Below are 20,061 nucleotides of genomic sequence, written 5' to 3'. Positions count from 1 at the left end.
TGCAGAAATGAGGAATGAAAGGAACGGCGGCCGCTCCGGGCCATTGCAGCAATGGCCCTGGACAGCCGCCAGGAAAAAATCAAGGGCAAGAAGAGCAGGGCGGCCTGCGCCCCGGCTTCACAGCAGGCGCGAGATCAGCGCACCCTCGGCCGGCGCATCCAGCGGAATGCGCACGCGGATCGGGTTGCCCTGGGCGACCTGCACGGGTTCGCCGTCGAGGTTGAACATCTTCTCCAGCAGCACCTGGCGGTTGCCCTGCGGGTGGATGATCTCCAGCGTATCGCCCACCGAGAAGCGGTTCTTGGTCTCCACCTCGGCCATGCCGTCGGCATAGCTGCGCACCTCGCCCACGAAGTGGCTGCGCTGCAGCACCGAGTGGCCGGTCTCGTAGTTCTGGTAGTCCTGCGAGGGACGGCGCTCCAGCAGGCCGCCCGTGTAGCCGCGGTTGGCCAGGCCTTCGAGCTCGGTGATCAGGTGCGGGTTGAAGGGGCGGCCGGCCACGGCATCGTCGATGGCGCGGCGGTAGACCTGGGCCGTGCGGGCCACGTAGTACAGGCTCTTGGTGCGGCCCTCGATCTTGAGCGAGTCCACGCCGATCTTCACCAGGCGCTCCACATGCTCCACGGCGCGCAGGTCCTTGGAGTTCATGATGTAGGTGCCGTGCTCGTCTTCCATGATGGGCATCAGCTCGCCGGGGCGGCCCTTTTCCTCCAGCAGGTAGACCTGCTCGGCCTTGGGGTGGCGTGCGCCGTCGCCGCAGGTGCTGGTGAACTGGCTGTCGGCTTCCTCGCGGGCCTTCTCGAAGCTGAAGTCCTGCTCCATGGTCTGGGCCAGGGCCTCGCCGGTATTGGGGTCCACGGCCGCGTCATGCGTCTTGTAGTCCCAGCGGCAGGCATTGGTGCAGGTGCCCTGGTTGGGATCGCGCCGGTTGAAGTAGCCCGACAGCAGGCAGCGGCCCGAGTAGGCGATGCACAGCGCGCCGTGCACGAAGACCTCGATCTCCATGTCCGGGCATTCCTGGCGGATCTTCTCGATCTCGTCCAGCGACAGCTCGCGCGACAGGATGATGCGCGAGACGCCGGCCTTCTGCCAGAACTTCACCGTGGCCCAGTTGGTGGTGTTGGCCTGCACCGAGAGATGGACCTCGGTCTCGGGCCACTTTTCCTTGACCATCATGATCAGGCCGGGGTCGGCCATGATCAGCGCGTCGGGCTTGCACTCGATCACGGGCTCGATGTCGCGGATATAGGTGCGCACCTTGTCGTTGTGGGCGATCAGGTTGCTGGTGACGAAGAATTTCTTGCCCCGCGCATGCGCCTCGGAGATGCCCTGGGCGATCTGTTCGAGGCGGAATTCGTTGTTGCGTGCGCGCAGGCTGTAGCGGGGTTGCCCGGCGTAGATGGCGTCGGCGCCAAAGTCGTAGGCCGCACGCATCTTGTCGAGCGAGCCGGCCGGCAGCAGCAGTTCGGGGGCTTTGAGGGTCATGATCCCCGTATTGTCCCGCATCGCGCTTTCCAACACGGTTCGCTATGGCTCCGCCAGGCCCAGTCCCTTCAGATGCACGAGCAACTGCCTTGCATGGGCGGGCAACTGGTCTTCCCGGGCCGTGCACAGCAGCAGCTGGCGCCGGGCCCAGGCATCGTTCAAGGGCACGGCGCGGGCACCGCTGGCCGGGGCCAGGCGCTGCGCGGCGGCGGCGGGCATGACGGCCACACCCACGCCCTGGCCCACCAGCTGGCAGATGCTGTCCAGGTGCTGCAGCTGGGCGCGCCAGCGCAACTGCCCTCCCGACGGCCCTTCCAGCAAGGCGGCCTGCTGGCGCACCAGCACCTGCAGGGCGGCATCGTGCGGCAGGCCTACCCAGTCTTCGGTCAGCAGGTCCTGCAAGGCCAGCCGTTTGCGCCGGGCCAGGCGGTGGCCGCGCGGCAGCACGGCCACCAGCGGGTCGGGGCGCCAGGGCGTGGCCTGCAGGCCGCGCAGGTCCTGGGCATCGCTGGCCACGCCGATGTCGCACAGGCCCTGGCGCAGCCGGTCCAGCACTTCGGCGCTGCGGCATTCCTGCAGCTCCAGCGCCACGCGCGGATGGCCGCGCAGGAATCCGGCCACGGCCAGCGGCAGGTGCTCGCTCACGGCCGAGGTGTTGCCGCATACGCGCACATGCCCGGCCAGGCCCGCGCCGTACTCGGCCATGTCGCCGCGCAGGCGTTGCATCCGGGCCAGAACGTCACGCGCATGCTGGCCCAGCGTGTGGCCGGCCGCCGTGGGCCGCACGCCGCGCGCCTGGCGCGCGAGCAGGGCGCAGCCCAGTTGCGCCTCCATGCCGCGCACGCGCTCGCTGGCCGAGGCCAGCGTCATGTGCGCGCGCCCGGCCGCCGCCGTGAGCGTGCCGCAGTCGAGGATATGGACGAACAGCTGCAGGTCGGTGAGGTCGAATCGCATGGCCTGTGGTGCTGAAGGATCAGGCCACGCCTGAGCCTTGGTTTGAAGATTCCCGATTGTGATCCCTGTGGTGGTGCGCGAGCATGGCGCCATGAGGTTCAGGAAAGGCCTGAGCCAAGTCAGTGAAAGTGCAGGGTGGCCGTGATGTGGGATGCGTGGTGGGTGCTGGCGGCGGCGGTGGCCGTGTTCGGGCTGGCCGGTGTCGTCAAGGGAGTGGTGGGCCTGGGCCTGCCCACGGTCTCCATGGCGCTGCTGGCGCTGTTCATGCCGGCCGGGCAGGCGGCGGCCTGGCTGCTGCTGCCGTCCCTGGTGACCAATGTGGTGCAGATGCGGCCCATGCCATCGCTGCGGCCTTTGCTGCGGCGCCTGGGCTGGATGCAGCTGGGCATTGTCGCGGGCACGGTGGGCGGCATGCTGTGGTGGGGCCCGGTGGGCGAGGCCGCCGTGGCGCGCACGGCGCTGGGCGTGGCCCTGGTTATTTATGCCCTGTGGGGCCTGTGGGGGCCGGGCCTGCAGTTGCCGCAGAGGCATCAGGCCTGGCTGGGTCTGTTGTGCGGTCTGTTGACGGGCGGGATCACGGCGCTGACCGGCGTGTTCGTGGTGCCGGCCGTGGCCTTTTTGCAATCGCTGGCGCTGGGCCGGCAGGCGCTGATGCAGGCCATGGGCCTGTGCTTCACGGTGTCCACGCTGGCGCTGGGCGCGGGCATGGCGCTGGCGCAGGGGCCGGGCCATGCCGCTTCGTCCTGGACGGGCTGGGGGGCCACGGCCCTGGTTTCCGCACTGATGCTGCTGCCCGCCCTGGCCGGCATGGCCTGGGGCGAGCGGCTGCGCCAGTCGCTGTCGCCCCAGGTTTTCAAGCGCGTGCTGATGCTGGGCCTGCTGGCCCTGGGCATCTACATGTGCGCCAGGGGCTAGCCCCGGGCGTTCAGGCGCGGAACACCTTCACGGGGCTGCCGCGCTCCACCGCCCAGTGCTGCTGGCTGCGCGAGCGCCGGGCCTGGCCCTCGCCCTGCGCGTTGAGGCGCGCCAGCTTCAGGGCCAGCAGCTCGCGCGCCAGCCGCTTGTTGGCGTGCTGGCTGCGCTCGCTCATGACCTTCACCGAGATCCCGCTGGGCACATGCAGGGCATGGACGGCGGAGTCCGTGGTGTTGACATGCTGGCCACCCTTGCCCGAGGCCTTGCAGGCCTGGAAGACGATTTCGCCGTCTGCCGGCAATTGCCGGGGCGGCTCGCACTTCTGCACGGCAACAAACCAGTTCCTGCGCGGGTGGTGGGGCCGCAGGGGACTGTCGAAGACCCACTGGATGGTGCCCAGCCAAGCGCCCAGCGTGCCGTGAAGCGGGCCGGTGTCGCCCTCGCAGCGCAGCAGCACGGACTTGTAGCCGGCCGGCGTGGGTGTTTCTTCCAGCACGTCCACGGCGATGCCGCTGGCGGCGCAGTCGCGCAGCAGCTCGCGCAGGGTCAGGCGCACGGCATGCTCGCACTCGGCGGGGCCGTGGGATGCGGTCAGCTGGATCAGCAGCATTGCATGGCTCCCTTCTTGTAGGTCAGCAGGGGGCGCAGCCGCGCCACCAGTTGCACCAGGCCTGCTTCCTGCAGGCTGGCGACGACGGAGTCCACGTCCTTGTAGGCCTGGGGGGCCTCCTCGTAGACCAGTTCGCGGTCGGCGCAGACCACGGCGCTGCCGAATTGGGTGCGCAGCAGCTCGTCCAGCGTGAAGCGCGGGCGCAGGCGGCCCATGCAATCGGTGCGTGCCCACTTGCGGCCCGCGCCGTGCGCCAGCGAGTGCAGTGCCTCGTCACGCCCGGCCACGGGCCGCACAAGGTAGCTGTAGTCGCCGCGCGAACCCGGGATCACCACCAGGCCCTGGTCGGCTGGCGTGGCGCCCTTGCGGTGCAAAAAGCCATCCTCGCCGCGCCAGTGGTAGGCGATCACGTGGTTGTGGGTGATGTCCAGCAGGGCCTGGCCGCGCGTGCGCAGGGCGCGCAGCAGGCGTGCCGCAATGCTGGCGCGGTTGAGCTGGGCGAAGGCGATGGCGGCCGCGTGCTGGCGCAGGTACTGCGTGGCGGCATCGCTGCTGGCTGCCAGGCCGTCGTGGCTGAAGGCCTCCACATGGGCGCGCAGGATGGCGCCGCCCAGCCCGCGCGAGCCGCTGTGCACCATGAGGTGCACGCGTTTCCTGTCGAGCGCACCGTCCTCGTACAGCGTGTCCACCACCTGCAGTTCGGCAAAGTGGTTGCCGCCGCCAATGGTGCCCAGGCTGTCCTGCAGATACGCCAAGTCGGCCACGCCGCTGGCCTGGGCGATGTGCTCCAGCTGCTGCATGTCAACGGCGTCCAGCAGTTCCTGGGGCAGGGGGCCGTCGATGTTGCCCACCGCCTTTTCCAGCTTGGGGGCCGAGGTCTTGTGCGCTGCCAGCTCCGTGCTGTACAGCGACATGCCGCAGCCGATGTCGCCGCCGACCAGGGCCGGGTAGAAGCGGCCCACGGAAAAGAAGGCCGCCCCTACCGGGTAGCCCCGGCCCGGGTGCAGGTCGGGCAGGCCCACGGCGGCGCGCATGCCGGCCAGGTTGCGGGCCGTCGTTTGAAGTTGTTGGATGGCGGCGTCTTCAATCCAGACGCCGCGGTTGGCGAACACCTCAATGTAGGTGTCCGAAAGGGAATTGCCCATGAATGGCTTTCGATCGAGTGCTTGGGGCACATTCCGGCAGATGCGGAATGCGCAATGAGCAGTCGCCGCAAGCTCGATAGACAGGCATCAGGAAAAGCGCACGCGCAGCCGAAAGCCGGGCCTCAGGGGGCCGGGAATCAGGTCTGCAGCGTGGCCTGGAGGCGCTAGGGCTTCAAGCGTGCACGACTGCAAAGGGACGTGTCGAATGGGACATGGGTTCTCTCCTTTGCGATGGTGGACGGATGCCGCGAATGCGGCAAAGACGGGGATGCTAGGGACAAGCGGCCGGTGCCGCAAGCGAAGTCGCAGGCGCGTGGCGGATTGCATACAACGCAAGATGGAAAAAGCCCCGCAGGCAGGTGCCGGCGGGGCTTTTTGATGAAGGGCCTGTGCCCGTTCAGTCCTGCGGGCGGAATCCGATGACCAGGTCCGAAGGCACGCGGCCATCGATGTCGCGCGGCAGCGTCTCGGTCTTTTGCAGCGCGCGGATGACGGCATCGTCCCAGGCCTTGTTGCCGCTGGACTTGGCAATGGTGGCGCCGGTGATGGTGCCATCGGGCGCGGTGCGCACGCGCACCTCGGCACGCGGGTTGCCGCTGATGGCGTCCGGGTAGACGATGTTGGGCTTGACGCGCGCGGCCACCTTGGCGCCATAGCCGGCCGAGGGGCCTCCGGCCGAGCTGCCCGAGCCGCCGCTCTTGCTGCCACCTGCGCCTTCGCTGGCCGAGCCGCCGCTGCCGGCCAGGCCCTGCATGCGGCGGATGTTTTCCAGGCGGCGTGCCTCGGCTTCCTTGGCCTCGCGGGCTTCCTTGGCGGCCTGTTCCTTCTTGCGCTTGTCCTCAGCGGCCTTCTTCTCGGCTTCGGCCTTGGCGGCCTTTTCCTTGTCGGCCTTCTCGGCCTTCTCGCGCTCGGCCTTGTCCTTGGCGGCTTTTTCCTTGTCCGCCTTTTCCTTTTCGGCCTTGTCCTTCTTTTGCTGCTCCAGGCGGTCCTTGCGGTCCTGCTCGGCCTTGTCCTTTTTCTGCTGCTCGAGCTTGTCGCGGCGGTCCTTCTCGGCTTTTTCCGCCTTCTCGCGCTCGGCCTTGTCCTTGGCCGCCTTGTCGGCCTTTTCCTTGTCCAGGCGCTCCTGGCGTTCCTTCTCGCGCTGCTCACGGGCGGCCTGTTCGGCGCGCTCCTTCTTTTGCTGCTCGATCTTGCGCTTCTTCTCCAGCGCGATCTCGGCCTCGTGGTCGTCGTCCACGGCCTGCGGCTTGGGAGGTGGGGGCGGTGCAATCACGGGCGCGGGCGGCGGCGGTGGCGGCTGGGGAACAGGCTCGGGTGCAGGTGGCGGCGGTGGCGCAGGCACGGGCAGGGCGGGAGCGGGTGCGGCCGTGGACCAGAACTCGGCCTCGACCATGGGCTCGTCGGCCTGCTTCGGGGGGCGCACGGTCCACAGCATGGCGGCCACAAGCAGCCCGTGCGCTGCCGCGGCCAGGGCCCACGAGCGCGTGCGGCCGCGCGTGCGCGGCGGTGCGAACTGGTCGTGGTCTTGCAGGTTGGGCATGGGATCGAAGGCGGGCGGCGCTGCTTACTGGGAGGACTTGACGCCGAAGGCCACGCGCTTGACGCCGGCCGACTGCAGGGCCGACATGGCGGCCATCACGGTCTCGAAGGGCAGCTTCTTGTCCGCCGAAATCAGCACGGCGCTGTCGTCGCTTTGCTGGTCCTGCCAGCTCCTGGCGGCTGCGCCCAGCTCCTTGAGCGTGACGGTCTTGTCGGTGCTGCCGGCCTTGATGCGGATGCCGCCGTCCTTGTCGATCATCACGTCGGCGCGCTTCGGGGGCGTGCGCGCGGCCTTGCCGGCGCTGGGCACGTTGATGGAGCCCGGCGTGAGCATGGGGGCCGTCACCATGAAGATGATGAGCAGCACCAGCATCACGTCGATGAAGGGCACCATGTTGATCTCGTTGACGGTGCGGCGGCTGCGGCCGCCGCGCGAGGCTACTGCGGGCATGTGCTCACTCCTTGCTGGCTTTGAGCGACTTCAATGGCCGGACGGGGTGCTGGAGCCGGTCGCACCCACGTTGCGCTGCAGGATGTTGGAGAACTCTTCGATGAAGGTTTCCTGCTGGCTGGCCACGCGGTCGATCTGGTGGGCATAGCGGTTGTAGGCCGTGACGGCCGGGATGGCGGCGAACAGGCCCATGGCCGTGGCCACCAGCGCCTCGGCAATGCCGGGGGCCACGGTGGCCAGCGTGATCTGCTCCATGTTGGCAAAGCCGGTGAAGGCGTGCATCACGCCCCAGACCGTGCCGAACAGGCCGATGTAGGGAGAGACCGAGCCCACGGTGCCCAGGAAGGACAGGCCCGACTCGACCTCGTCCATCTCGCGCTGGAAGCTGGCGCGCATGGCGCGGCGCGTGCCGTCCATCAACTGGTTCACATCGGCGATGCGGCGCTCGCGCAGCTTCTGGTACTCGCGCATGCCGCTGGCGAAGATGCGTTCCATGGGGCCGCCCTGCTTGGCATGGTGGGCGGCCGAGGCATAGAGGTCGTTGAGGCTGGTGCCCGACCAGAAGTCCTGCTCGAAGCCGTCGTTGAGCGAGCGCACGCGCTTCAAGGTCTGCGACTTGCGGAAGATGGTGGCCCAGCTGGCCACCGAGGCGCCCACGAGGATCAGCATGACCAGCTGCACGACCCAGCTGGCCTGCAGCACGAGGCTGAGTATGGACATGTCATGGGAGTTCATGAGAGTTGCTCCAGGATGCGGTTCGGAATTCTTGCGGGGCGCATGGTCGAGCCATCCACCCATCCAATGCGGATCGTGCCTTCGCACAACAGGGGCGGCGGCGCATTGCCATCGCCGGCGGATGCCAGCAGCGCCTGCTGCCGTATTGTCAGCGAAGCGCGCCCGCTGCTTTGCAGCTCGGCGGTAACAAGGAGTTGGTCATCGAGCCGGGCCGCCCGCAGGTATTGCAGCTGGGCCTGGGTTACGACAAACATGCCGCCCGTTTGTTCCCGCAACTGCTGCTGGCCTATGCCCAGGGCGCGCAGCCACTCGGTGCGGGCACGCTCGAAGAACTTCAGATAGTTGGCATAGAACACGATGCCGCCGGCATCGGTGTCCTCCCAGTAGACGCGGATGGGAAATTCGAAGGCCATGTGCGGCGGGCCTCAGGCCAGCAGGCGCTGCAGGCGGCGCACGGCCTCCTGCAGCTGTTCCATGGAGTTGGCCGTGGAAAAGCGCACGAAGTCGGCGGTCTCGAACGTGCCGAAGTCGCGGCCCGGCGTGATGGCCAGGTGGGCGCGCTCCATGACGGCGTAGGCAAAGTCCCAGCTGCCCTGGACGCCGAGCCTGGCGGCAGCGGCACGGCAGTCGGCCCAGGCGTAGAAGGCGCCGTCGGGCTGCACGGGCACGGGCAGGCCCAGGGCCTCGAGCGCGGGGATGAAGAAGTCGCGCCGGGCCTTGAATTCGGCGCGGCGGCGCTCGTACTCGGCAATGGACTCGGGCTCGAAGCAGGCCAGGGCGGCGCGCTGCGAGACGGTGCTGGCGCAGATGAAGAGGTTCTGCGCCACGCGCTCGACCACGGGCACCATGGCCTCGGGCACCACCATCCAGCCCAGGCGCCAGCCCGTCATGTTGAAGTACTTGCTGAAGCTGTTGATGCTGATCACGTCCTCGCCCAGCGCCAGCGCGGTCTGGCCGAAAGCCGCATCGTACGAAAGGCCCAGGTAGATCTCGTCGATGATGGTCAGCCCGCCCCGGGCGCGCACCACGTCGAGGATGCGGCGCAGCTCGGCCGGCGCAATCGAAGTGCCGGTGGGGTTGGAGGGCGAGGCCAGCAGCACGCCGCGCGTGTGCTCGTTCCAGGCGGCCTCGACCTTGTCGGCGCTCAGCTGGTAGCGCTCGGCCGCCGTGGTCGGCACCATCACGGCCCGGCCTTCGGCTGCGCTCACGAAGTGGCGGTTGCAGGGATAGCTGGGGTCGGGCATGAGGATTTCGTCACCCGCGTCGATGGTCGCCAGGCAGGCCAGCTGCAGCGCGGCCGAGGCGCCGGCCGTGACCACGATGCGCCGCGCCGGCACATCCACGCCGAAGCGCTGCGCATACCAGTGGCTGATGCGCTCGCGCAGCTGGGGCAGGCCCAGGGCCGGCGTGTATTGCGTGGCGCCGTCCTGCACGGCGCGCGCTGCGGCTTCCTGCACCAGCGGGGGGGCGGTGAAGTCGGGCTCGCCGATGTTCAGGAAGATCATCGGCGTGTCGCTGTCCGCGCAGCCGCGCGCCATCTCCTGCGCCGCCTTGGCGATCTCCATCACGTAAAAGGGCTCAATGCGGTCGGCGCGGGTCGAAAACTTCATGACGGGTGAAATCCTGGAAGAGGCGCCCGCGCCCGGCAGGCGCGGGCGGGCCATGGATGGCCGGATGCGGCGGGGCCTGTGCCCCGAAGACCCGAGGCGCGGCGTCAGCCGGCGGCCTGGTCGGCAGCGTCGTCTGCTGCTGCGTCCGTGGCGGCATCTGCTGCCGCGTCGGTGGCCGTGTCTGCCTTGGCGGCGGGCTGCGCGGGCGCGGAGCCCTTGCCCGCACGGTCATGCTCGACTTCGGCCGCACGCAGCGTGGGAGCCAGGCCGTTGAGCACGGCGTTCACGTATTTGTGGCCGTCGGTGCCGCCGAATTCCTTGGCCAGCTCGATGCACTCGTTGAGCACCACGCGCCAGGGCACGTCGGGGCAGTGCTGGAATTCATACACGCCGATCCACATGCTGGCGTGCTCGATGGGCGAGATCTCGGCCATGGTGCGGTCCAGCTTGGGGGCGATCAGCGCGTCCAGGTCCACCTGGGAGTTGATGCAGCCGCGCAGCAGCGCGTCGTAGTGCACCGAGTCGGCCTTGTGAAAGCCGGACAGGTCGCGCGTGAAGCGGTCGATGGCCTCCACGTCGTTGCCGCCCACCAGGTGCTGGTACAGCGCCTGCAGCGCGAATTCACGCGCGCGGCTGCGGTTGGACTTGGAGGCGGCCTTGCGCGCGCCGGTGCTGGTCAGGCCGCCGCGGCTTTGGCGGGGAGGGCGGCCCGAGGCCGGTGTGGATTGTTCGTCGCTCATGTTCGGGCTATGGTTTGGAGCAGGTTGGCCATCTCCACGGCGACCCGGGCCGCGTCGCGTCCCTTTTCGGTCTGGCGCGCGATGGCCTGCTCCGTGTTCTCGGTGGTGATGATCGCGTTGGCGATCGGCAGCTGGTAGTCCAGGGCCAGGCGCGTGACACCCGCGCCCGATTCGTTGGCCACCAGCTCGAAGTGGTATGTCTCCCCACGGATGATGCAGCCCAGCGCCACCAGGGCGTCGTACCGGTCGGACTCGGCCATCGCCTGCAGCGCCACGGGCACTTCCAGGGCGCCGGGCACGGTGACGTGGTCGATGTTTCCGGCCTGCACGCCCAGGGCCAGCAGCTCTTCGCGGCAGGCCTGGGTCAGGCTGTTGGTGATGCTTTCATTGAAGCGGGCCTGGACGATGCCGACGCGCAGCTGCGCGCCGTCGAGGTTCTGGGCCTGGCCCTTTTCTGCGTTCAACATTTCTTATTCCTTGGGGATGTAGCCGCTGATTTCGAGGCCGTAGCCGGCCATGCTGGGCAGGCGGCGCGGCTGGCCCATGAGCTGCATGCGCTGCACGCCGCATTCGCGCAGGATCTGCGCGCCCACGCCATAGGTGCGCAGGTCCATGCGGCCGCGCTCGGGGGCCTGGGCGGCACGGGCGCTGCCGTCGAACTGGGCCATGAGCTGGTCGCCGGTCTCGCCGCAGTTGAGCAGCACGGCCACGCCGTGGCCCTGGCGGGCGATGTATTCGAGGCTGGAGTCCAGGCTCCAGGAATGCAGGGTGCGGCCGGTCTCCAGCGCGTCCAGCACGGACAGCGGCTCATGCACACGCACGGGCACGGGGGTGTCGGCTTCCCACTGGCCCTTGACCAGGGCCAGGTGCACGGATTGGCTGGGCAGGTCGCGGAAGGCATGGGCGATGAACTCGCCATGCGCCGTCTGCAGCGGGCGCGTGCCGACCTTGCTGAGCAGGGATTCGTTGCGGCTGCGGTACTGGATCAGGTCGGCAATGGTGCCGATCTTCAGGCCGTGCTCGGCAGCGAACAGCTGCAGGTCGGGCAGGCGGGCCATGGTGCCGTCGTCCTTCATGATCTCGCAGATCACGGCGGCGGGGCTGCAGCCGGCCAGGGCGGCGAAGTCGCAGCCAGCCTCGGTGTGGCCGGCGCGCATGAGCACGCCGCCGTCGACGGCCTGCAGCGGGAAGATGTGGCCGGGCTGGACCAGGTCCGTGGGCTTGGAGTCCTTGGCCACGGCGGCCTGCACGGTGCGCGCGCGGTCGGCGGCGGAGATGCCGGTGGTCACGCCCTCGGCCGCTTCGATGGAGACGGTGAAGGCCGTGCTGTACACGGTGCCGTTGCGCGCGGCCATGGGCGGCAGCTTCAGGTATTCGCAGCGCTCGCGCGTGAGCGTCAGGCAGATCAGGCCGCGGCCGAAGCGCGCCATGAAGTTGATCGCCTCGGGGGTGACATGGTCGGCGGCCAGCACCAGGTCGCCTTCGTTCTCGCGGTCTTCCTCATCGACGAGGATGACCATGCGGCCCGCGCGCATGTCGGCAATGATGTCTTCCACCGGCGAGATGGGCACGGGGGACGTGGAGTTGTTCATGGAGTGCCTTCTGGAGGAGCCGGGTCGTGCGGACGGGGCGCCGCACACGCGCCGGCTCCCTCGGCCTGGCAGGCGTCAGAAGTGGGCTTCCAAAGAACGTGTGGCGCGGCGCAGCCGCTGTCGGCAATCGGCATGACCCGGAATGACCTTGCGAAAGCGCACATTCTATTCCAGCGGCCATCAGCCGCAGGCGGCGCGGGCTTTGGCCGGATTCAGGGGCCGGGGTCCTGCAGCACCACATCGCCTTCGGGATAGGCGATGCAGGGCAGCACGCAGCCCTCGGCCCGTTCCTCGCGCGTCACGCCCGGCCATTCGATCTCGTAGCGCACGCTGCCCGAGACCAACTGCCCGATGCAGGTGCGGCAGGTGCCGTTGCGGCAGGAACTGGGCCAGTCCACGCCACCCTGCTCCAGCGAATGCAGCAGCGGCTGGTCGGCCCAGGCATCGACCTGCAGGCCGCTGGGCGTGAGGCGGGCGGTGAAGAAGGGCGGGGCAAAAGGGGAGGAGGCGGGGGAGTCCTGGCTCATTGTTATCAAGGGGGAATCAGGGGGGATCAGCAATTCGGTGGGGCGTAGGGTGTTTGTACCCTGTCTCGGGCCATGTCTGGCGCCAGGGGGCTGGGTTGGGGTGGGTCTCCCGGACAGCGGTCAGCGGTCGGCGGTGCGCTAGGCTTGGCGCCATGCATATCAAGCCCTACCTCCTGCCTGTGGTTGTCTTCCTGCTGGTCGGTCCCAGTGTGGGCGCGCTGACCGTGATGCTTGTGGGCGCGGACGGTGCGTCGATCCTGTCGGTGAACTGGCTGCTCGTCCTGTTTGGCTATGGCATAGGAGCTGTTCCTGCCGCTTTGGCGGGGGTGATCTATGTGGTCGGCTGGCCTCTCAGGGGCCTGCTCCAGGTACTGAGTACCAGGGAGTTCGGCGCCGTGCTGGGTGCGGTGAGCGGTGTCGCTGCGCTGGCGGCATGCTTTGCAGCGACCTCCGGCACGCCGTTTCCCAAATCCCTCAGCGTCTATGTCTTTCCCCTGGTTGCCGGTGCCGTCTGCGGGGCGCTTGCAGCGCATGTGCGAAATGAGGCCTATGGGGGAGTGGGCTCGACTAGGGCTGAGTATTAGTTGGCTTGGTGACGAATGGTCAATTGGATATATGGTGATGCGACGAGTTGTGACCCGATCCGCATTGATCAATCCCAGGTCCTTGCAGGCGAGCGGCGCCTTCTCATCCTTCAACGTATCAAGGAGCCAGGAGCGCATTTCGCCCATCAAGCAATGGGAGAGACAGAGGCCATCAGTGTGTGACTGTGGTTGCAAAGATGCTGCAGATGATCCAGCCGACGGTACGCCGGCACCTGGAGTTCCTGAAGCATGCGGGATTTCTTCATGCGACGAAGACTGGCAAGTGGATTTTCTATTCCAGGGATGAGATCGTGCTGGACGGATAAAAGTCCTGGCTATGCAGCCAGACTTGATGCGCGAAGGCATCGAAATGGACAGTGGTGTCCCGGGCGGATGCATGGTGATGCTCTGCTGGGGTGTTTAGGACTTCATGCGGAGTCTGCTGATCGGTTAAATGGACATCGCCGAAAAAACCCTGTGGCTCGCAACAGTGCCACCTTGTCGGTCATCTTGTGCTTGGGCGCTTACCTGTTTTCTCGCAGCAGCTGCACTTCGATGTGGGTGTCGTGCTAGTCATCGCGTGCAGTTCTGCGGCGTGTGTTCTGGGCTGTTGTGCCTAAATGAGGGGATGCAAGGCTGGCAGTCTTATGCTTGTGTCTGCAGCTGCAGCTGCATCGGCATCGGCGTACGGTTTGGTCACTATCTTCTTGTTCATCGTGTTTTTGCGCGAAAAGCCGTCATTTGCGACCTGAGGTGCTATTTTGACAATCTCATATCATAGGCATTGCGATTCCGTCCGGCAATGTGCTTCGTAAACTGTGTGGCGGCTCTCAAGGCCTGCGCTACGCCTTGCTTGCCATGTTGGGTTTCAGTATTGCTTTCTTCATTTTGGCATATCTGCAAATAGTTCCCATGTCACCACTGACTTCTTTTGCTTGGCGTTCCGCCAAGCAGTTTCTTTCATCACTTAGGGAATTTGGAAATGGAGCACTGATTCAGGAGATGCGTGGATGCTGCGATTTGTGGCATTACTTATGCAATCGCTTCTGGTTAATGCAGAGTGGGGCTCTACATCTATGCATCTGGGTTGGCAATCTTTCGCTCGTCGCCCCATTGGTCTGGTTTGAAGTTTGAAGGTGCAGATGTAATGGCCTCAGGCGGGGTTGGATGGGCGTCGCTTTTGTGCTATAAACTGACTTGGATAAATTTTGTTGCAAAATTTGCGTAACGTTAATTTGATTAATATGAAAAAACTAAGTGCTATTGTTTTTGTATGCCTTTTGTCTGGGTGTGCGACGCCATATCAGCCATATAGCTATTTGGGTGGTGGTGGGTATAAGGATGTCCAATTAAGTGAAAATAGTTTCAAAATTACCGTTGAAGCTAATGGTTATACAAGTAAAACTCAGGCGTCGGATTTGGCGTTGCTTCGTGCGGCAGATTTGACGCTAGAGAATGATTTTAAGTATTTTGTGATAATTGGCTCTGCGGATGAGGGAAGTGGAGCGGTATACGCAGCCCCCGCAACCACGTCAATAAATATGTATGCAAATAAATATGGAGCCACAGGAACTGCTCAAACTTACGGGGGCAAACATTTTATGTGGCATTCCCTGCTCCTGTCTTAACCATATTGTCGTTCAAAGATAAGCCAGCCATATCGGGTATGGTTTACGATGCGCAAATTACATCGCGCTCACTTAAAAATCAAATGAATATCAAGTGATTTTATTTAAATAATTGAAAATTTGCAGTGCATGGGTGGCTAAAAGCATCAAATCTGTCATGATAATTTTCGGCTTGATGGCGCCATTCATGTCCTCATGTGCGGAACCTAACATGAACTGCATTTTTCCTGGCTTTGCTTCGGATTCATTGATTCCGCTAGGGCTGTCATTTGAAGCAATCGGGGTGTTTAACTACAATAATTTTCTAAAGAACTTAACTGTTTGTGATGGAATAAGTATCTGGAGAGTTTTTGAATATCAATAGTGCATAGTGTCGAAAAATTGATGGGATCTACTTGAATTTACTTTGCCAATCGGTGGATATGGTCTTATTTTTAAGCGATTCAAGCCATGGCTGAAATTTACTGGGAGGGGCTTCGTATCGGTTTGCGTGGGTCATTGTTGTCTTTGCAAGGCTGACCTGGGCTCGTGAAGCGCCTGATTGAGGCTGTTGAACGGGCTCCAGAGCCTGCTGACTGCCTGTTTTTTGAGCAATTGGCCGGCTTGCATGCCAAATCAATGACTTATGTTGCGAATTTGGCATTTTTGGCGGCTTGTCCACATGCTTGTCCAGTCCGAATGGGGGTAAATGCGTACATGCGGGTTGCGCGGTGGATAAGCGGGACGCGGCCCGAAAATCCGGGGTCTTCTGCCTGTTTTTTAAGCGGATCACATGTTTCCCTTTTGAATCAATGACTTGTGTGGCTTATCCCGCCCGCTGTGAAAGTTGTTCACAAGATTGTTCAGGGTGAGACGGGATAAGTCGGGCAGACGACTTGTGGATTTGATTAAAAAATAGGCAAAAGAAAAAAATCCATTCAAAACAACCGCTTGGGTCACCAGTCCCGGGCCAGCACATGGTTGTCCACAGGCTTGTCACGCAATGGTGGGGACAAGGCTGGCGGGCCTGCCGCAGTCGCTTGGGCAACCGGAATGAAGGCGGCGTCCGTCTACATTGCTGGGTGACCGGCGCCTAGCCATCCGGCGGGCGGAGCCGGCATCCAATGCAACAAAGGGAGCATCTCCATGGCGATTGAGTTTGAAGGCCGCGTGGCCATCGTGACGGGGGCCGGCGGCGGCCTGGGGCGTCTGCATGCGCTGGCGCTGGCGGCGCGCGGCGCCAAGGTGCTGGTCAATGATCTGGGCGGCGCGGTGGATGGCAGCGGCGGCTCGGCCACGGCGGCCCAGGCCGTGGTGGACGAGATCCGCGCGGCGGGCGGCCAGGCGCTGGCCAACGGCGCATCGGTCACTCATTTCGCGGCCGTGCAGGCCATGGTGCAGCAGGCCGTCGATGCCTGGGGCCGCGTGGATATCCTGGTCAACAACGCCGGCATCCTGCGCGACAAGAGCTTCGCCAAGATGGACATGGATGATTTCCGCCTGGTGGTGGAAGTGCACCTGATGGGCGCCGCGCATTGCTGCAAGGCCGTGTGGCCGCACATGCAGGCGCAGAACTACGGGCGCATCGTGATGACCACCTCGTCCACGGGCCTGTATGGCAACTTCGGCCAGGCCAACTACGGCGCGGCCAAGCTGGCCCAGGTCGGCCTCATGCAGACGCTGGCGATCGAAGGCGCCAAGCACGGCATCCATGTGAATGCGCTGGCACCCACGGCGGCCACCCGCATGACGGAAGGCCTGATGCCCGAGGCCGTGCTGGCCGCCCTCAAGCCCGAGGCCGTGGTGCCCGCCATGCTGGTGCTGGCCCACGAAAGTGCGCCCACACGTACCACGCTGTGCGCAGGCGCGGGCGGCTTCGAGGCGGCCTTCATCACGCTGACCGAAGGCGTGTATCTGGGCCAGGGCGATCAGGTGCCGGAGCAACTGGCTGCGCAACTGGCCCAGGTGCTGGATCGCAGCGGCGAACAGGTGCCCGCCAGCGGCGCCGCGCAGGGCACGCTGGAAGTGGGCAAGGCCATGGCCGCTGCCCGTTGATGAAGCGAGGGCCGGCAAGTGATTTCACCGCTGGCCGGCCTGCCCTTGCCCGGCGTCAAGGCAGGGCCGGCCGGGAGGGCGAAACTCTGACATATTCCTTTCGCTCGCGGCGGTGCCATGCGGGGCAACAGGCCAAAACGCGTGGTTAAGCGGACAGGCGCCATCGCGTTTCCTGCCGTTTCTCTATCATTCGGCGTCCGGGTCGGGTCCGCCGGGAATCCTGGTGGTTTCCGTGTGGGCCGGTGCCCATCAACGAATCGGTAAACAAGAATGAAAACATCGCAGGCATCCATGGCGGTTCCCGATCCCCAGCGGCTCAAGGGCATACGCCGTGGCATAGAAAAGGAGGGCCTGCGCGTGCTGCCTTCCGGCAGCCTGGCGCTGACGCCGCATCCCCTGGCACTGGGCTCGGCGCTCACGCATCCGCACATCACCACCGACTACAGCGAATCGCAGATCGAGCTGATCACGGGCGCGCGCCTGGGCGTGCAGGAATGCCTGGACGAGCTGGTGCAGATCCACCAGTTCGTGCTGCGCAGCCTGCGCGATGCGGGCGGCGAGATGCTGTGGTCGTCCAGCATGCCCTGCCAGCTGCCCACGGACGAGACGATTCCGCTGGCGCGCTATGGCTCCTCGCATTCGGGCCGCTCCAAGAGCGTGTACCGCATGGGCCTGGGCCATCGCTATGGCCGGCGCATGCAGACCATCTCGGGCATCCACTACAACTGGTCGCTGCCCGGCGTGGCCAGCGAGCAGTATTTCTCGCTGATCCGCAATTTCCGGCGCCATGCCTTCGTGCTGCTGTACCTGTACGGCGCATCGCCCGCGCTGTGTCCCTGTTTCGTCGAGGGGCGCGAGCATGGCCTGAAGCCGCTGGGCAATACGGGCCAGGCGCTGTACCTGCCCCATGCCACCTCGCTGCGCATGGGCCGCCTGGGCTACCAGAGCGATGCGCAGGCCAGCATCAACGTCAGCTACAACGGCCTGGAAGGCTATGCGAATTCGCTGCATGAGGCGCTGACCCATCCCTACCCGGCCTACGAGATGCTGGGCGTGCGCAATCCGGGCGGCGACTACAACCAGCTGGGCACGGGTCTGCTGCAGATCGAGAACGAGTTCTACGGCACCATCCGCCCCAAGCGCACCGTCAGCCGTGGCGAGCGCCCGCTGCATGCCCTGCGCGAGCGCGGCGTGGAGTATGTGGAAGTGCGCCTGATGGACCTCGATCCCTTCGAGGATGTGGGCATTGCCGCCCCCACCATGCGCATGCTGGACGTGTTCCTGCTGCACTGCCTGAATGCCGACAGCCCGCCCGATACGCCGGCCGAGATCGCCGAACTCAAGCACAACCAGCACCTGACCGCCGAGCGTGGCCGCGAGCCCGGCCTGCAGCTGGTGCGCGCGGGCCGCGAGGTGCCGCTGCGCGACTGGGCCCATGAAGTGCTGGACCAGTGCCGCCCCTATGCCCAGGCGCTGGACAGCACGCACGGCACGCAGGATTACAGTGCCGCGCTGGCCCAGGCGCTGGAGCGCCTGGAGCATCCCGAGCGCACGCCTTCGGCCCATGTGCTGGGCGAGCTGACGGGCGAGTACGGCAACAGCTTCTCGCGCTTCACGCTGGCCCGTTCCGAGCAGGCCCGCGATTCGCTGCTGGCCCTGCCCTGGAGCCAGGCGCAGCAGCAGCGCTTCGAGCAATGGTCGGCGCAGTCCGTGCAGGACCAGCGCGACATCGAGGCCGCAGACACGCTGTCCTTCGAGGAATGGCGCCTGCGCTACATGTCGCCCGAGAACCTGCGCTGACCGTGCCTCAGCCAGGTCCGCCGCTCAGGGCCTGGCCTGCATCCTCGCACCAGAACAGCACGGCGTCGTAGAAGCCTTCCCAGACGCAGCCGTTGCAGCCGCGGCCGCAGCAACTGGTGGGCTGGGGCGGCGCCGGGCGCAGTGCAATGCCTGCAGCCTGGGCGCGCTGCTGCCAAAGCCCGATCTGCGACAGCGCCTGCTCCAGCGGGCCCTGCACCATGCTCAGCGCCGCGCCTTGCTGCGGCGCACCACAAACAGCACGATGAAGGCCGTGCCCAGCAGCAGGGCGAACCAGCCGACCAGGTACGACTGGGCCATCATCTGCACGATGCCCCCGGGTGCCATGAACTGCGGCGCCAGCAGAATCACCAGGCCGATCACGGCGCAGGTCACTCCCTTGATCAACAGTTCGATGTCGGCCTTGCGCGAGGCGGAGCGGGAAGAGGGGGTATCGGGCAAGGACATAGGCAGTGAGGCGGGGCGTAAAAGCGGGGGACAATTGCGGCTTGCGCAAGAAAGAATGAAGCCTGCGGTTTGCGCTGGGGCGCAGCGCGCCGTTCCATCCTGTCTGCGCAAGCCATGAATTATCCTTGCGCCCCTGCCAGTTCCCCCGTTTCCCAGAAAGTAATCCCATGGCCATACAGTGGTTCCCCGGTCACATGAATCTCACGCGCAAGGTGATCACCGAGCGCGTCAAGGAAATCGATGTGGTCATCGAAGTGCTGGATGCGCGCCTGCCGGGGTCGAGCAGCAACCCGCTGCTGCAGGAGCTGACGGGCCACAAGCCGCGCCTGCAGGTGCTCAACAAGCAGGACCTGGCCGATGCCGCGCGCACGCCGCTGTGGCTGGACTGGTACAACGCCCAGAGCGACACGCGCGCCATTGCGCTGGACGCTTCCGAGCCCGCGCCCACGCGCCGGCTGATCGAGGCCTGCAAGCTGCTGGCCCCCAACCGTGGCGGCATGGCCAAGCCCATGCGCGTGCTGATCTGCGGCATTCCCAACGTGGGCAAGTCCACGCTGATCAACTCCATGAGCGGCAAGCGGCAGGCCAAGACGGGGGACGAGGCCGGCATCACCAAGCTGGAGCAGCGCATCGTGCTGGCCGACGACTTCTACCTCTGGGACACGCCCGGCATGCTGTGGCCGCGCATCATCGTCGAGCAAAGCGGCTACAACCTGGCCGCCAGCGGCGCCGTGGGCCGCAACGCCTATGACGAGGAACTGGTGGCGCTGGAGCTGCTGGGCTATCTGCAGAAGAACTACGCGGACCTGCTGGAGGCGCGCTACAAGCTGGGCCTGGACAACGAACGCATTGCCGCCCTGCATGACGACGAACTGCTGGACGCCATCGGCCGGCGCCGCGGCGCCATGATGAGCGGCGGACGTGTCAATCTGCAAAAAGCTGCCGAGCTGGTGCTCACGGATTTCCGCGGAGCGATCCTGGGCCGCATCACGCTGGAGACGCCCGACGAATACGCGCAGTGGCTGGCCGTGGGCCAGGAACGCGATGCCGAGCGCCAGGCCCGCAAGGACGCCAGCAAGGCGCGCAAGCGCCCCCCGCGCGAGCGCAAAAGCGCGCCCTGAGGCACCGCCGGCCGGCGCCGGCATACCCCGTTTGGTGCAAGAGGGCGTCCGACCGGGGCGGTGGCACAACCACCACAGCCGCAGGCGGCGCCGACCGCTAGCATGTTGAGTGTTCTTTCTCTGTTG

General features: G+C 65.6%; 22 protein-coding genes. 7 read left to right on the top strand and 15 right to left on the bottom strand.

Features of this window, described 5'->3' with window-relative positions:
- Positions 1–117: 117 nt before the first annotated feature.
- On the bottom strand, positions 118–1,506 hold the full coding sequence (gene trhP, locus A4F85_RS12440; protein WP_012204375.1) for a prephenate-dependent tRNA uridine(34) hydroxylase TrhP: 1,389 nt from the start codon (positions 1,504–1,506) through the stop codon (positions 118–120).
- 21 nt (positions 1,507–1,527) lie between these two features.
- Positions 1,528–2,439, bottom strand: a complete 912-nt coding sequence (locus A4F85_RS12435) for a LysR substrate-binding domain-containing protein (protein ID WP_063326746.1) — start codon at positions 2,437–2,439, stop codon at positions 1,528–1,530.
- Between the two features lie 144 nt (positions 2,440–2,583).
- Between A4F85_RS12435 and A4F85_RS12430 the strand changes: the two genes are divergently transcribed.
- Positions 2,584–3,354, top strand: coding sequence for a sulfite exporter TauE/SafE family protein (locus tag A4F85_RS12430; protein ID WP_012204377.1), 771 nt, complete (start codon positions 2,584–2,586; stop codon positions 3,352–3,354).
- 10 nt (positions 3,355–3,364) lie between these two features.
- Here the strand turns inward: A4F85_RS12430 and prfH are convergent, their stop codons facing one another.
- From prfH to A4F85_RS12375, 11 genes are all read right to left on the bottom strand, one after another.
- On the bottom strand, positions 3,365–3,964 hold the full coding sequence (prfH, locus tag A4F85_RS12425) for a peptide chain release factor H (protein ID WP_063326745.1): 600 nt from the start codon (positions 3,962–3,964) through the stop codon (positions 3,365–3,367).
- Positions 3,955–5,109 (bottom strand): RNA ligase RtcB family protein, encoded by a 1,155-nt coding sequence (locus A4F85_RS12420; protein ID WP_063326744.1) that lies wholly within the window; start codon positions 5,107–5,109, stop codon positions 3,955–3,957. Before A4F85_RS12420 ends, prfH begins: the two co-directional genes overlap by 10 nt.
- A 397-nt stretch (positions 5,110–5,506) precedes the next feature.
- The gene (tolA, locus tag A4F85_RS12415; protein WP_063326743.1) at positions 5,507–6,649 is read right to left on the bottom strand and encodes a cell envelope integrity protein TolA; all 1,143 of its coding nucleotides are present in this window, start codon (positions 6,647–6,649) and stop codon (positions 5,507–5,509) included.
- 24 nt (positions 6,650–6,673) lie between these two features.
- The gene (locus tag A4F85_RS12410) at positions 6,674–7,099 is read right to left on the bottom strand and encodes an ExbD/TolR family protein (protein ID WP_012204381.1); all 426 of its coding nucleotides are present in this window, start codon (positions 7,097–7,099) and stop codon (positions 6,674–6,676) included.
- 30 nt (positions 7,100–7,129) lie between these two features.
- The gene (gene tolQ / locus A4F85_RS12405; RefSeq protein ID WP_012204382.1) at positions 7,130–7,834 is read right to left on the bottom strand and encodes a protein TolQ; all 705 of its coding nucleotides are present in this window, start codon (positions 7,832–7,834) and stop codon (positions 7,130–7,132) included.
- On the bottom strand, positions 7,831–8,247 hold the full coding sequence (gene ybgC / locus A4F85_RS12400; RefSeq protein WP_016450455.1) for a tol-pal system-associated acyl-CoA thioesterase: 417 nt from the start codon (positions 8,245–8,247) through the stop codon (positions 7,831–7,833). Before ybgC ends, tolQ begins: the two co-directional genes overlap by 4 nt.
- 12 nt (positions 8,248–8,259) lie before the next feature.
- Positions 8,260–9,444, bottom strand: coding sequence for a pyridoxal phosphate-dependent aminotransferase (locus A4F85_RS12395; protein WP_061289592.1), 1,185 nt, complete (start codon positions 9,442–9,444; stop codon positions 8,260–8,262).
- A gap of 104 nt (positions 9,445–9,548) precedes the next feature.
- Complete coding sequence (gene nusB, locus A4F85_RS12390) at positions 9,549–10,184, bottom strand: transcription antitermination factor NusB (protein WP_013803409.1); 636 nt, start codon at positions 10,182–10,184, stop codon at positions 9,549–9,551.
- The gene (gene ribH / locus A4F85_RS12385; RefSeq protein WP_012204386.1) at positions 10,181–10,651 is read right to left on the bottom strand and encodes a 6,7-dimethyl-8-ribityllumazine synthase; all 471 of its coding nucleotides are present in this window, start codon (positions 10,649–10,651) and stop codon (positions 10,181–10,183) included. The genes nusB and ribH overlap by 4 nt, the downstream gene beginning before the upstream one ends.
- Before the next feature lie 3 nt (positions 10,652–10,654).
- Positions 10,655–11,776, bottom strand: coding sequence for a bifunctional 3,4-dihydroxy-2-butanone-4-phosphate synthase/GTP cyclohydrolase II (ribBA, locus tag A4F85_RS12380; RefSeq protein ID WP_013803408.1), 1,122 nt, complete (start codon positions 11,774–11,776; stop codon positions 10,655–10,657).
- Between the two features lie 212 nt (positions 11,777–11,988).
- Complete coding sequence (locus tag A4F85_RS12375) at positions 11,989–12,303, bottom strand: 2Fe-2S iron-sulfur cluster-binding protein (RefSeq protein ID WP_013803407.1); 315 nt, start codon at positions 12,301–12,303, stop codon at positions 11,989–11,991.
- A gap of 152 nt (positions 12,304–12,455) precedes the next feature.
- Between A4F85_RS12375 and A4F85_RS12370 the strand changes: the two genes are divergently transcribed.
- From A4F85_RS12370 to gshA, 5 genes are all read left to right on the top strand, one after another.
- The gene (locus A4F85_RS12370; RefSeq protein WP_063326742.1) at positions 12,456–12,887 is read left to right on the top strand and encodes a hypothetical protein; all 432 of its coding nucleotides are present in this window, start codon (positions 12,456–12,458) and stop codon (positions 12,885–12,887) included.
- 179 nt (positions 12,888–13,066) lie between these two features.
- Positions 13,067–13,213, top strand: a complete 147-nt coding sequence (locus A4F85_RS31425) for an ArsR family transcriptional regulator (RefSeq protein ID WP_442856599.1) — start codon at positions 13,067–13,069, stop codon at positions 13,211–13,213.
- A gap of 885 nt (positions 13,214–14,098) precedes the next feature.
- Positions 14,099–14,515 (top strand): CC0125/CC1285 family lipoprotein, encoded by a 417-nt coding sequence (locus tag A4F85_RS30600; protein WP_156517016.1) that lies wholly within the window; start codon positions 14,099–14,101, stop codon positions 14,513–14,515.
- Between the two features lie 1,125 nt (positions 14,516–15,640).
- Positions 15,641–16,549, top strand: a complete 909-nt coding sequence (locus tag A4F85_RS12365) for an SDR family NAD(P)-dependent oxidoreductase (RefSeq protein WP_063326741.1) — start codon at positions 15,641–15,643, stop codon at positions 16,547–16,549.
- Between the two features lie 270 nt (positions 16,550–16,819).
- Entirely contained in the window at positions 16,820–18,349 is a 1,530-nt protein-coding gene (gene gshA / locus A4F85_RS12360) for a glutamate--cysteine ligase (protein WP_043823768.1), read from the top strand.
- A 7-nt stretch (positions 18,350–18,356) separates the two neighbouring features.
- Here gshA and A4F85_RS12355 read toward each other — a convergent pair whose 3' ends face one another.
- Together A4F85_RS12355 and A4F85_RS12350 are read right to left on the bottom strand one after the other, a co-directional pair.
- The gene (locus tag A4F85_RS12355) at positions 18,357–18,569 is read right to left on the bottom strand and encodes an oxidoreductase-like domain-containing protein (RefSeq protein ID WP_012204391.1); all 213 of its coding nucleotides are present in this window, start codon (positions 18,567–18,569) and stop codon (positions 18,357–18,359) included.
- A 2-nt stretch (positions 18,570–18,571) separates the two neighbouring features.
- Entirely contained in the window at positions 18,572–18,814 is a 243-nt protein-coding gene (locus A4F85_RS12350) for a hypothetical protein (RefSeq protein ID WP_043823769.1), read from the bottom strand.
- 167 nt (positions 18,815–18,981) lie between these two features.
- On the opposite strand from A4F85_RS12350, the gene ylqF reads away from it, so the two are divergent.
- Positions 18,982–19,935 (top strand): ribosome biogenesis GTPase YlqF, encoded by a 954-nt coding sequence (gene ylqF / locus A4F85_RS12345; protein ID WP_012204393.1) that lies wholly within the window; start codon positions 18,982–18,984, stop codon positions 19,933–19,935.
- Positions 19,936–20,061: the final 126 nt, after the last annotated feature.

Source organism: Delftia sp. GW456-R20, assembly GCF_001622915.1.
GTDB classification, from domain to species: Bacteria; Pseudomonadota; Gammaproteobacteria; order Burkholderiales; family Burkholderiaceae_C; genus Comamonas; species Comamonas acidovorans.
The sequence above is the reverse complement of the archived record's forward strand: the minus strand, read 5'-3'. Positions and strand labels throughout refer to the sequence as shown.

What these genes read in the sequence shown, in the direction of transcription:
- trhP (WP_012204375.1), bottom strand. Translation starts at nt 1,506, where the DNA reads ATGCGGGACAATACGGGGATCATGACCCTCAAAGCCCCCGAACTGCTG.
- A4F85_RS12435 (WP_063326746.1), bottom strand. Translation starts at nt 2,439, where the DNA reads ATGCGATTCGACCTCACCGACCTGCAGCTGTTCGTCCATATCCTCGAC.
- A4F85_RS12430 (WP_012204377.1), top strand. Translation starts at nt 2,584, where the DNA reads ATGTGGGATGCGTGGTGGGTGCTGGCGGCGGCGGTGGCCGTGTTCGGG.
- prfH (WP_063326745.1), bottom strand. Translation starts at nt 3,964, where the DNA reads ATGCTGCTGATCCAGCTGACCGCATCCCACGGCCCCGCCGAGTGCGAG.
- A4F85_RS12420 (WP_063326744.1), bottom strand. Translation starts at nt 5,109, where the DNA reads ATGGGCAATTCCCTTTCGGACACCTACATTGAGGTGTTCGCCAACCGC.
- tolA (WP_063326743.1), bottom strand. Translation starts at nt 6,649, where the DNA reads ATGCCCAACCTGCAAGACCACGACCAGTTCGCACCGCCGCGCACGCGC.
- A4F85_RS12410 (WP_012204381.1), bottom strand. Translation starts at nt 7,099, where the DNA reads ATGCCCGCAGTAGCCTCGCGCGGCGGCCGCAGCCGCCGCACCGTCAAC.
- tolQ (WP_012204382.1), bottom strand. Translation starts at nt 7,834, where the DNA reads ATGAACTCCCATGACATGTCCATACTCAGCCTCGTGCTGCAGGCCAGC.
- ybgC (WP_016450455.1), bottom strand. Translation starts at nt 8,247, where the DNA reads ATGGCCTTCGAATTTCCCATCCGCGTCTACTGGGAGGACACCGATGCC.
- A4F85_RS12395 (WP_061289592.1), bottom strand. Translation starts at nt 9,444, where the DNA reads ATGAAGTTTTCGACCCGCGCCGACCGCATTGAGCCCTTTTACGTGATG.
- nusB (WP_013803409.1), bottom strand. Translation starts at nt 10,184, where the DNA reads ATGAGCGACGAACAATCCACACCGGCCTCGGGCCGCCCTCCCCGCCAA.
- ribH (WP_012204386.1), bottom strand. Translation starts at nt 10,651, where the DNA reads ATGTTGAACGCAGAAAAGGGCCAGGCCCAGAACCTCGACGGCGCGCAG.
- ribBA (WP_013803408.1), bottom strand. Translation starts at nt 11,776, where the DNA reads ATGAACAACTCCACGTCCCCCGTGCCCATCTCGCCGGTGGAAGACATC.
- A4F85_RS12375 (WP_013803407.1), bottom strand. Translation starts at nt 12,303, where the DNA reads ATGAGCCAGGACTCCCCCGCCTCCTCCCCTTTTGCCCCGCCCTTCTTC.
- A4F85_RS12370 (WP_063326742.1), top strand. Translation starts at nt 12,456, where the DNA reads ATGCATATCAAGCCCTACCTCCTGCCTGTGGTTGTCTTCCTGCTGGTC.
- A4F85_RS12365 (WP_063326741.1), top strand. Translation starts at nt 15,641, where the DNA reads ATGGCGATTGAGTTTGAAGGCCGCGTGGCCATCGTGACGGGGGCCGGC.
- gshA (WP_043823768.1), top strand. Translation starts at nt 16,820, where the DNA reads ATGAAAACATCGCAGGCATCCATGGCGGTTCCCGATCCCCAGCGGCTC.
- A4F85_RS12355 (WP_012204391.1), bottom strand. Translation starts at nt 18,569, where the DNA reads ATGGTGCAGGGCCCGCTGGAGCAGGCGCTGTCGCAGATCGGGCTTTGG.
- A4F85_RS12350 (WP_043823769.1), bottom strand. Translation starts at nt 18,814, where the DNA reads ATGTCCTTGCCCGATACCCCCTCTTCCCGCTCCGCCTCGCGCAAGGCC.
- ylqF (WP_012204393.1), top strand. Translation starts at nt 18,982, where the DNA reads ATGGCCATACAGTGGTTCCCCGGTCACATGAATCTCACGCGCAAGGTG.